General features: G+C 52.5%; 5 protein-coding genes and 1 pseudogene. All 6 read left to right on the top strand.

Features of this window, described 5'->3' with window-relative positions:
- Positions 1-61: 61 nt before the first annotated feature.
- Complete coding sequence (locus tag A8O25_RS17320) at positions 62-1,738, top strand: FlgD immunoglobulin-like domain containing protein (protein ID WP_161947780.1); 1,677 nt, start codon at positions 62-64, stop codon at positions 1,736-1,738.
- Between the two features lie 128 nt (positions 1,739-1,866).
- Positions 1,867-3,522, top strand: a complete 1,656-nt coding sequence (locus A8O25_RS17315) for a glycoside hydrolase family 43 protein (RefSeq protein ID WP_082893721.1) — start codon at positions 1,867-1,869, stop codon at positions 3,520-3,522.
- A 94-nt stretch (positions 3,523-3,616) separates the two neighbouring features.
- Positions 3,617-5,368, top strand: coding sequence for a glycoside hydrolase family 28 protein (locus A8O25_RS17310; RefSeq protein ID WP_082893720.1), 1,752 nt, complete (start codon positions 3,617-3,619; stop codon positions 5,366-5,368).
- Between the two features lie 155 nt (positions 5,369-5,523).
- The gene (locus A8O25_RS17305; RefSeq protein ID WP_066837431.1) at positions 5,524-6,315 is read left to right on the top strand and encodes a rhamnogalacturonan acetylesterase; all 792 of its coding nucleotides are present in this window, start codon (positions 5,524-5,526) and stop codon (positions 6,313-6,315) included.
- A gap of 563 nt (positions 6,316-6,878) precedes the next feature.
- Positions 6,879-11,111, top strand: a complete 4,233-nt coding sequence (locus A8O25_RS17300) for a pectinesterase family protein (RefSeq protein ID WP_082893719.1) — start codon at positions 6,879-6,881, stop codon at positions 11,109-11,111.
- A 360-nt stretch (positions 11,112-11,471) separates the two neighbouring features.
- A pseudogene (locus tag A8O25_RS22520) lies at positions 11,472-11,566 on the top strand (50S ribosomal protein L20); the annotation flags it as partial.

The following is an 11,566-nucleotide window of genomic DNA, read 5'->3' as shown; positions in this document are numbered from 1 at the left end:
CAAACTGATAAAAGACCAATTAAGACCAACAGGAAATATGAGAAAAAAACTACCACATATCATGGCACTACTCGTGCTGTTGGCCCTTGAAACCTCTGTCGGTTTTGCGCAGCAGCTGGCTTTTCCGGGGGCCGAAGGGTTTGGGCGTTTTACCACCGGGGGCAGGGGCGGCACGGTGATTGAGGTCACCAACCTGAATGACTCCGGCACCGGCAGCTTTAGGGCGGCGGTCAATGCAACGGGCGCCAGAACCATTGTCTTCCGGGTGAGCGGCACTATCAAATTGCTTTCGGCCCTGCCTATTAAAAACGGAAACCTCACCATTGCGGGCCAGACCGCACCCGGTGACGGCATCTGCATCAGCAACCAAACTGTGACGGTAGACGCAGACAACGTGATCATCCGGTACATGCGGTTCAGGCTGGGAGATGAGGCGCAGGTAGAGAATGACGCCATCTGGGGCAGGAACAAGCAGAATATAATTATTGACCACTGCACCATGAGCTGGTCAGTAGATGAGACGGCCAGTTTTTACCTGAACAGGAATTTCACCATGCAGTGGTGTCTCTTGAGCGAAAGCCTGTACAAATCTGTCCATAACAAGGGCAACCATGGCTATGGCGGCATTTGGGGCGGCGATCAGGCTACGTTCCACCATAACCTGTTAGCCCACCATACCAGCCGTAATCCCCGTTTCAACGGCGGCGGGCGGTCTGGGATCAACGGAGGTACCTATCCCAATGAGCATGTTGATTTCAGGAACAATGTGCTCTACAACTGGGGCGATAACAGTGCCTACGGCGGCGAGAACGGTAAATACAACATGGTCAATAATTATTATAAACCTGGTCCGGCTACCCCAAGCAGTAAAAGTAAACGCATTGTGCAGGTCTCCTATGAGTCAGATCCCCAGTTCGGGGCAGGCTATGGCACCTTCTACATCAACGGCAACTACGTGCACGGCAACGCCACCGTCACCGCCGACAACTGGGCCGGTGGCGTAGACTATGACGCAAATATTACCACGGCCCAAAGAACCAGCGTGCGGCTGCAGGCGCCCATTGATTACCACATGGAAACGACCCATACCGCCCTTGAGGCGTATGAGGCAGTTTTGGCCGGGGCCGGGGCTAGCCTGAAGCGGGATGCGGTTGACACCAGGATCATCAATGAGGTGCGTACCGGTACTGCTACGTATGGGGGAGCCTATGGTGCCAGCAAGGGGATTATAGATACCCAGGGCACCGTGGGTGGTTGGCCAACCTTAGAGTCACTGCCGGCGCCCGCAGACACTGACAAAGACGGCATGCCAGATGCCTGGGAAAATCAGAACGGCCTAAACCCAAATGATGCTTCAGACCGAAACGGGGACCGCAACAGCAACGGCTACACCAACCTGGAAGATTACCTGAACAGCCTGGTACCGGCAGCAACTCTCACCTCCTCTGCAGAGGAAAAGGCGGTTATTGCCACCCGTCTGTATCCCAACCCTTTCACGGTCTCCACCACCCTGGTGTTCACCGCCGCCCAAAAGGCCCAGGCACTGGTGAGGGTACTTGATTTAACCGGCAAGGTGGTCGCCACAGTTTTCCAGGGAACGGTTACCCCGGGAACCCACCAGGTGGAATGGAACGGGAAAGACAGCCACGGCGGCTCAATGGGCTCCGGTCTTTACCTGGTTTCGCTGCAGGTAGGTAATGATGTGGTGGTGAGGCGTGTAGCCCTTGTAAAGGAATAAGTGTGTTTTGGAGCCGTTTTTACAAAAACAGGCCAAAAACAGAAAGTTGACGGGAAGGCCGGTTGGTTCCCGCCTTTGGCGGAAGACCAGACCCGCACTCTTTAGCAGTACCAAGTGAACCAAGTGACATGCGTATAAAGTACTACACCGCCGGATTGCTCTTACTGATGGCCTGTCAGGCAGAGAAACCCTCTACCCGTCCACCTGCCTCAGCGGCTGCGCCCACCGGCGAAGTTTCAAAAGTGTGGGTGGCAGACAAAGGCAACGGCACCTACCAGAACCCGGTAATTGACGCCGACTACTCAGACCCTGACGTTTGCCGGGTAGGAGATGACTACTACATGACCTCCTCCAGCTTCAATGCCATTCCGGGGCTGCAGATCCTGCACTCCAGGGACCTGGTGAACTGGAAGATCATTGGCTATGCGCTAGAACGCCAACCGCCGTTTGAGCACTTCTCCCAACCGCAGCACGGCAACGGCGTATGGGCGCCCTCCATCCGGCACCACAACGATGAATTCTACATCTACTGGGGAGATCCTGACTTTGGCATCTACATGGTGAAGACCAAAGACCCCGAGGGTAAGTGGGAGGAACCCGTGCTGGTAAAAGCGGGCAAAGGCCTGATTGACTCCTGCCCGTTCTGGGATGAAGACGGCAAGGCCTACCTGGTGCACGGCTGGGCCGGAAGCCGGGCGGGCATCAAGAGCATTCTCACCGTGAACAGGATGAACCCTGAGGGTACCAAGGTTCTGGACGAGGGCGTGCTGGTGTTTGACGGGCATGAGAACCACCCTACCGTGGAAGGCCCCAAGTTCTACAAGCGGAACGGGTATTACTACATCTTCGCGCCGGCGGGCGGGGTGGCCACGGGTTGGCAGCTGGTACTTCGCTCTAAGAACGTGTACGGCCCCTATGAGGAGAGGATTGTGATGGATCAGGGCAAAACCACCGTTAACGGCCCGCACCAGGGCGCATGGGTTGACACGCCTTCCGGCGAAGACTGGTTCCTGCACTTCCAGGACAAGGAGGCCTATGGCCGCGTGGTGCACCTGCAACCCATGAAGTGGGTGAACAACTGGCCGGTGATTGGCGAAGACCCAGACGGCGACGGCAAAGGTCAGCCCGTGATGGTCTACCAAAAGCCAAACGTAGGCAAGACCTATCCGGTGGTGACCCCGAAGGAATCAGATGAGTTCAATGACTCAACGTTGGGCCTGCAGTGGCAGTGGCACGCCAACCCCAAGTCCACCTGGGCTTTCACCACCAACCGCGGCGTATTACGGCTGTACACCCACCAGCTACCCGAAGGCGGCAAGAACCTCTGGGATGTGCCCAACCTGCTCCTGCAGAAGTTTCCGGCGCAGAGTTTTACCGCCACCACCAAAGTGAAATTTACGCCAAACCCAAAGCTGGAGAAGGAGCGCACCGGTTTGGTAGTCATGGGCGAAGACTATGCCCACCTCTCCATTGTAAGCAAAAAAGACGGGCTGTACCTGACGTATGCCTCTGCCCTGAAATCGCACAAGGGTACTCCTGAGAAAGAGCAGATTCTTGGCAAATTGAGCGGCAACGAGGTGCAGTTGAGGGTAAAGGTAACTGCGGGCGCCAAGTGCCAGTTCAGCTACAGTGAAGACTGGCAGAATTTCAAGCAGGCGGGAGAGGTCTTTACCGCCGTGCCCGGCCGCTGGATTGGGGCAAAAGTGGGCATCTTCGCTACGCGGGAAGACAAAACCAATGACTCCGGCTTCGCCGACTATGACTGGTTCAGGATCACACCTTGAGTGAGTGCGTTTTCGGGCTGTTTTTCAGAAAACAGGCTAAAAACAGAAAAAGTAAGTTTAGTAATTGACGAGTAAAACAGATATGAGGAATTTGATGAAGAACCGAGTACTACTGGCAATAGGCATGGCCGGTTTAGTTCAGTTTTCGTGCCAGCGGCAGCCAACCGGGGTGGCAACGCCCGCCGCCGCCGCTGCTTCCCAAACCACCGGCGGCAGCGCAGGCGTTGGGAAAGACGCTCTCACCTTGGAGCAAGTTTACCAGGGCATTGAGTTCAACATGCCAAGGGTGCAGGAAACCAGCTTCCCGGCCTACAAGGTAAGCATTACCCAGTTCGGCGCCGTGGGCGACGGCATCACCAAGAATACCCTGGCGTTTGAAAAAGCCATTGCCGAGGTGGCCGCCAAAGGGGGCGGAACAGTGGTGATCCCCAGGGGGCTGTGGTACACGGGGCCCATTGTGCTGAAAAGCAACATCAACCTGCACGCCGAGGCGGGCTCCATGGTCATCTTCAGCCGTGACTTTGAGGATTACCCGTTGATCAAGACCAGCTTTGAAGGCTTGAACACCTACCGCTGCCAGTCGCCCATCTCCGGTAATAATCTGGAAAACGTGGCCATCACGGGCTCCGGCACCTTTGACGGCAACGGGGATGCGTGGCGCCCCGTGAAGAAAAGCAAAATGACCGATGCCCAGTGGAAGAACCTTACTAAAACTGGAGTTTTGAGCGAAGACGGGAAGACCTGGTATCCTTCTGAGAAGTCTAAGAAAGGGGATGGGAAAGACAATTTCAACGTGCCCAACTTTAAAACCAAAGAAGAGTTTGAGGCGGTGAAAGACTACCTGCGTCCGGTGTTGTTGAGTCTGGTGAACTGCAACCGGGTGCTGCTGGATGGCCCTACGTTCCAGAATTCACCGGCCTGGAACCTGCACCCGCTCATGTGCCAGAACGTGATCCTGCGCAACCTGAACGTGCGCAACCCGTGGTATTCCCAGAACGGCGACGGCCTGGACCTGGAGTCCTGCAAAAACTCGCTGGTGTACAACAATACCTTTGACGTGGGCGATGACGCCATCTGCTTCAAATCTGGCAAAGACAAAGACGGCCGTGACAGAGGAATTCCCACTGAAAACGCCATTGTGAAAAACAACGTGGTGTACCACGGCCACGGCGGTTTTGTGGTGGGCAGTGAAATGTCGGGTGGCGTGAAAAACATTCACGTGTCTAACTGCACGTTCATGGGCACTGACATTGGCCTGCGCTTCAAGAGTACGCGCGGCCGCGGCGGCGTGGTGGAGAACATCTGGATCTCCAACATTGACATGATCAACATTCCCACCCAAGCCATCAGCTTCAACCTGTTCTATGGCGGCAACTCCCCGGTTTTGGAGGAAGACCAGAAAGCCAGCACTGAGGCCCGCGTAGAGAAACAGGTGCCGGTGACGGAGGAAACCCCTTCGTTCAAAAATATCTGGATGCGGGACATCACTGTGTCTGGCGCAGATGAGGCGGTGGCCTTGCAAGGACTGCCCGAGATGAATTTGCAGAACGTGTCTATTGAAAATGCTTTCCTGAAAGCCAAAAAAGGCATCACGGCGGTTGATGCCACCGGTATTACGCTGAAAAACGTGAAGGTGCTGACTGACAAAGGCCCGGCGCTGACCATCTACAACAGCAAAAACGTGAACGTGCAGGGGCTTACGTACAAAGACAGCCAAGAGCCAGCCGTGAAAATATTGGGGCCATTGACGCAGAATGTGAAGCTGCAGAACAAGGATTTTAAGAATTCCGCCACCCAAATCTCACAGGGGAAAGACTTGAAGAAAGCCGCGGTTTCAGTGCAATAATCTTTAGGGCCGCCGGCGTAGCCACTGCGTCTGGGAGCCTTCTGGTAGTTTTTCAGAAGCAACCTTCACCTAAAAGCCGTTTCTGTTTTGAGCTGTTTTGGCTAAAACAGCTCCAAAACAGAAACGGTGATTCTCTCCCTATTTCCCCTTACCCAATGAAAAAAAGACTTGTTCCTGCGGTAGTGCTGCTCCTGATGGTTATGGCCTTCGCCCCTTTCAAAAAGAAAGTGGCGCGGGTGTATCTTATTGGCGACTCTACGGTGGCAGACTACTCTGACTATGACGGCGAAGACTACATGAACAAACGCTATCCGGTGATGGGGTGGGGGCAGGTGTTTCAGCCATATCTGCGGGCAGACAGCCTTTCTAAAGTGAAGAACCTCATCAAAGCAGACAGCGTTCTCTTGCTTGACAAAGCCCGCGGCGGAAGAAGCACCCGTACGTTTTTTGAGGAAGGCCGCTGGGCAGCGGTTTACCAGGAGCTGAAGAAAAATGACGTGGTGATGATTCAGTTCGGGCACAATGATGCGGCAGAGAACAAGCCGGAGCGCTACGTGAACGTGCAGGGCTACAAAGAGTACCTTCGGCTGTACGTGAACCAAACCAGGCAGAAAGGCGCGTATCCAATCCTGCTCACGCCCGTAACCCGCAACTACCCCTGGAAAGACGGTAAAATTGGGAACGTGCACGGGGAATATCCGCAGGCGGTGAAAGACGTGGCCAGGGAGTTGAACGTACCCTTGATTGACCTGCAGCAGCTGTCCATTGATTCTTTCTCGGCCAAAGGCCAAGTATATGTGACCGAACACTATTTTATGAACCTGCCGGCGGGCAAATACAAAAACTACCCAGACGGCCAGAAAGACAACACCCACTTCCAGCCCGAAGGAGCCAAAGAAGTAGCCCGGCTGGTGTTTGAGGGAATGAAAAGCCTGGCAAAGAAATAACACCGTCCCTCTGTTTCTTTAAGGGCACAAAGCTGGGGAAGTTGGTTCTGTGGGAAATATGCTATTAGCCACAGTCATTTGGGTAAGTGCAGAAATTATTTCACAGGTTTGTTTTTGGCCTGTTTTTGAAAAATCAAGTCAAAAACAGACCTGTGAACACGGCAAATCCATCTCCAGATCGCCCTTTTGACTGAGTTAAAAATTGCAATAAAACTATTTTAAAGCTATTTTAATGATAAAAAGGTATTTTTACCTTGATTATTAAAAGATAATTGATGATATTTAAATATTAAGGAGGGGCAGGCGGTGCTGGGGTAGAAAAAGGGAGGCAAATGAGTGCCTTTTTTTAGTTCAAGTTTGTGCAATCGATTGCTCATGAAAAGAGGTAGCTTCTAAAAGAAGGGGTACAAGAGAAGGGCTGGTGCGGGTTGAGCAGGAGAATATTAAGCTAATAAATCAGGAAAGTACCATATACCCTGCGGTTGTAAAACAGCAGGAGGTAGTGAAAGTGCCTTGGGCACGTGCAGTAGTAATTCCATTTAGTTTTATATAATCCTTACCCTATGAAGAAAATCTACTTCTTACTTGGCTTGGCATGGCTGCTTTGCTTTTTTTCTACACAGGTGTTCGCGCAGACGGCAACGGCTGCATGGGCGCTTTCCAATCCCTCCGGCACCACTCCGGGTACTGGACTTACCGCCACTGCTACAGGACAAATCAATGCCCCTGATGAAAAGTTAAGTATCTTAACTATCAATGGGTACACGGGAACTGAAAGTAGCCAGCGTCTCAGTTATATGAATAACATTGGCTGGCCCGCCAGTCAGACAGATACCATCAGCAATGTCTATGTAGAGTTCTCTGTAACCCCCAAAGAGGGTTATGATCTAACTGTAAACACCGTCTCTCTTAAGATTGGCGGCAGTGGCGGTAGTAACCTGAAGGCTACTATTTATTATTCCACAGAACCTTCCTTCAGGAACCCTACCCAAATTCCATATTCAGCCGGCACCAATGATCTGTTGACGAACGGCTCCATGTATGCTGTCTCTGCCCAATTGAACAGCCGGGTGGCCAATGGGAAAACTTTTTATGTGAGAGTGTATCCATGGCTACACAACCAAACCAGTAGCCTCACAGGAAAATACCTTAACCTGAAAGATGTAGTTATCTCAGGCACTACGGAAGCAGCAGGGGCATCCACTATCTATAGCCTGGCCGTGACTACTCAGGGGCAAGGGGCGGTATCACCTTCCACCGGCACATTTGCCAAAGATGAGCAAGTCACCTTAACGGCAACTGCAGAAGCAGGCTGGCAGTTCAGCGGCTGGAGCGGAGATGCTACAGGGAGTACTAATCCTCTCACAGTCACCATGAATGCGAACAAGGCCATTACAGCTACGTTTACCCAAATACAAGCGACCAGGCATACTTTAACAGTTTCTACTGTTGGTCAGGGGGCTGTTTCTCCTAACGGCGGATCGTTCAACCAGGGGGAAGAAGTTATCTTGACGGCTACCGCCGCGGCAGGCTGGCAGTTCAGCGGCTGGAGTGGTGACGCTACGGGTACTGCAAATCCGTTGACGGTTACCATGAGTGCAGATAAGGCTGTCACGGCTACGTTCACACAGGTACCCGCCACCACATATGCGTTAACCGTGACTACGGTGGGGCAAGGCCTTGTGAATCCCAATAGTGGAACCTACTCAGAGGGGGAAATGGTCACGCTAACGGCTACCGCCGCGGCAGGCTGGCAGTTCAGCGGCTGGAGCGGAGCTGCCACGGGTATGACCAACCCGTTAACCCTAACTATGAATTCGGCAAAAGCCATCACGGCCACCTTTCACCAGATACCTGCAGGGCCTATGAATCAGGCCTCTGCTACTTGGGCGTTGACAAACCCAAGTACAGGCGGAACAGGTGGGGCCGTGGCCACCGCTGGGCAAATGGCAGCTTCAAAGCAGCAGCTAAAGAATATGGATTTGAACGGCTATACCGGCATCAACACAAGCCAGCGGGCACGCATACTAGGCAACAGCTGGCCTGCCGGACAGACGGACACCATTGCCGGCACCTACATGCAGTTCTCTGTGGCAGCCACCGCAAACAACAAGCTCACTGTGAAGTCTATTTCTTATAAAATCGCCTCTCACAGTGGGAATGGTATGCGTGCAAGGGTTTTTTACTCAACTGATCGCTCCTTCAAGACGGCCACCGAGATAGTGGGTGGGAGCGGGGCCGCTGATTACGTGGTCTCTAATTCTGAGCTTCAGCCGGTATCGGTCAACTTGTCGGCAGGCGTAGCAGAGGGGGATAGTTTGTACCTGCGGTTCTATCCTTGGTATAATGTTGCTTCAACAGGTAAGTATATTACCCTGCAGGATGTGACCATCTCTGGTGAAACCGAAGCAATGGCCGTTCCTTCCCAGATTGTGTGGGCAAGTGACCAGACCTTCTCGGTGACGGGCGCACTGATAGGGCAGGCTCCCACTTACAGCCCTGCCATGAAATATTATGGCCAAACCGATCTGCCTATCACTGATACCAATGCGAATGTTAATGTAATGGCCGTGCAGACAGTTTCACAGGATTGGCAGGCAGAACCGAATCCGGTGGAGTCCTTGTATTTTCAATATGCGGTGAAACCTAAAACCGGGGCTTCCTTTCACGTTACCAATGTGTCTCTTGCTTTGGGCGGGTGGTATTCCTCTAACCTGAAGGCTGCTATCTATTATTCCAAAGACCCGTCATTTGCCCAGCGTACCTTGCTGGTGGCAGACAGGGCGCTGGTAGGAAATAAAGTTGAGCCCATCTCGGTTGATCTCAATGCCACGGTAAATTCAGATGAAACGTTCTACGTGCGCATCTATCCGCACAACACCATGGCAGAAGGTTGGGCCAAACTGGTGGCGGTGCACAAATTCACCATCACGGGATCGGCCATTGGCGTGACCGTTGATCCGGCAGTTGTTTCAACCGTAGCCCAGGTGAGCAGAATTTCTACCACCTCTGCCACCAGCGGCGGAAACATCTCCACAGACGGCGGCTCGGCTGTTACGGCAAGGGGTGTGGTGTGGGGAACCAGCGAGAACCCTACCGTAGATGGGAATAAAACTCAAAATGGCACTGGTTCAGGCGCCTTCAGCAGTGAGATGACCAGCCTCAGCCCCAACACAAAATACTATGTGAGGGCCTACGCCACCAACGCCGCCGGAACCGCCTATGGGGTACAGGTGAGTTTCACCACACTGGCAGAAATGGTGGTGCCTACCGTGACTACCTCTGCTGCGACCAACGTGCTTGCTAAAACCGCTGAGATTGGGGGCAATGTAACGGCATGGGGTGGAGCAGAAGTAACTTCCCGCGGGGTTGTCTGGAATACCACCGGTAATCCCACCACCGCAGATGCGAAAGCAGAGGGAGGGAATGGTTTAGGAAGCTTTAACAGCCTCCTCTTTAACTTGACTCCTAACACTACCTACCATGTGCGGGCATTTGCCACCAACAGCCAGGGTACCGGCTACGGCAATGAAGTAACATTCACCACCCAGGCCCAGGCAGCAAATGTAACCAAGGTGGTGGCCAAAGACGGCACCGGTGATTACACTACTGTTCAGGCGGCGTTTGATGCGGTGCCTAATTTCTACACAGGCAAGTATACTATCTTAGTGAAGCCTGGCACCTACTATGAAAAGGTGATTCTGCAGAGGGAAAAGGTGAACGTAGTACTACGCGGTGAAAACCCTGCTACTGCTATCCTCACGTATGATGACTATGCCGGTAAAAACAATTTAGGCACTGCTAATTCCTACAGTGTGGCTATAGAGGCAGATGACTTTACAGCCGTGAACATCACCTTCCAAAACACAGTTAAGAATGACGGATCTGTAGGAAACCAGCAGGCGGTGGCGCTGAGAACCAACGGTGACCGCCAGGCTTTCTACAACTGCCGTATTTTGGGCTACCAGGATACCTATTACGCATGGGGCGGTAGAGTAGTGGGGCGAGTGTACATGAAAGACTGTCTCTTGGAAGGCTCAGTTGATTTTATTTTTGGACGTCAGGTTGTGGTGTTTGACCACTGTACCATCAGGGTAAACCGCAATGGCGGAATGCTGACGGCTGCCTCTACAGAAGCTAATACCAAACACGGCTTTGTGTTCTTGAACAGTACCGTAGAAGCGTCTGCCGTAGGGTTTGACGGGAACGCCATTACCAGCTTCTTCCTGGGTAGACCATGGCAAGCCGCTCCCCGTACAGTTTTCATGAACTCAGTCTTGCCAGCCACGTTGAACCCGGCAGGTTGGAGCACCTGGAACACCACTCCCGCCTTGTACGGCGAGTACAACAACACGGGACAGGGAGCGGCCACCAACGCCAGAAGCAGTATCTCAAGGTTGCTGACGGCAACAGAGGCCGCAGACCATACGGTAGCCAAAATTTTTGCCAGGGCAACCCACCCCAGTTACAGCTTTGACTGGATGCCAGAGCCTGTTGAGTACAACGTTACCGGGTCTGCTTATGAGACAGAGAACAAAGTGTCTAAGCTGGAGCAAAATTACCCTAACCCGTTCACAGGCGCTACCACCATTCCTTATGAGGTAAAGCGGGCAACGCGGGTTTCTTTAGAGGTGTTTGACGCTATGGGTAAAAAAGTAGCCACGGTCTCTGAGGGAATAAAGCAAACTGGATCACATGCTATTCTCTTTAGAACCTCTTTACCAGGTGGTATTTACTATTACCATCTGATCACAGACGGCGGCAGAAGCGTTCGTAAGATGCTAGTGGTTCAGTAGTGACAGGTACATCAGCAGATGGCTTCTGAGAGGGAGAAGCCGTCTGCTGATCCTGTCATTATTTTACCAGGGTTCAGCAAACTAAGTAATCTAAATAATTCAGTGGGGAGGAATCAGTGCCTGGGAGCCACTGCAGCAGCAAGTTTATTTATCTGACTACAGAAGACCAACAGGGAGTTTGATTTCGTTGATAGTTAAGTGACCTATTCATCACTCAAGAGTAAAAATGAAATATGTTTCTTGATGATGAAGCTGGTTAGATTTTTTGAAACTGGCAGGCAAAGGCTGCCGGGTAAGGTTGTTCCCCCGCACTAATATCTGTTTTCGCCAACGTATCAAACGCTGCTGCCCGTATAAAACGGCCTTTCTTACTCCCAGTTGATGGGCGGTCTGAAAAAAGCAAACATCAACCTGAACCGTAAAGTTTTGGCTGATTTAGCAATGAATCATCCTGA

The sequence above is a fragment of the Rufibacter ruber genome (assembly GCF_001647275.1).
Taxonomy (GTDB): Bacteria; Bacteroidota; Bacteroidia; order Cytophagales; family Hymenobacteraceae; genus Nibribacter; species Nibribacter ruber_C.
Note: the sequence above shows the minus strand (reverse complement) of the source record. Positions and strands in the feature narration are given on the sequence as shown.

Bases quoted from the DNA above. Each gene is read 5' to 3' on its own strand.
- A8O25_RS17320 (WP_161947780.1), top strand. From the start codon at position 62: ATGGCACTACTCGTGCTGTTGGCCCTTGAAACCTCTGTCGGTTTTGCG.
- A8O25_RS17315 (WP_082893721.1), top strand. From the start codon at position 1,867: ATGCGTATAAAGTACTACACCGCCGGATTGCTCTTACTGATGGCCTGT.
- A8O25_RS17310 (WP_082893720.1), top strand. From the start codon at position 3,617: ATGAAGAACCGAGTACTACTGGCAATAGGCATGGCCGGTTTAGTTCAG.
- A8O25_RS17305 (WP_066837431.1), top strand. From the start codon at position 5,524: ATGAAAAAAAGACTTGTTCCTGCGGTAGTGCTGCTCCTGATGGTTATG.
- A8O25_RS17300 (WP_082893719.1), top strand. From the start codon at position 6,879: ATGAAGAAAATCTACTTCTTACTTGGCTTGGCATGGCTGCTTTGCTTT.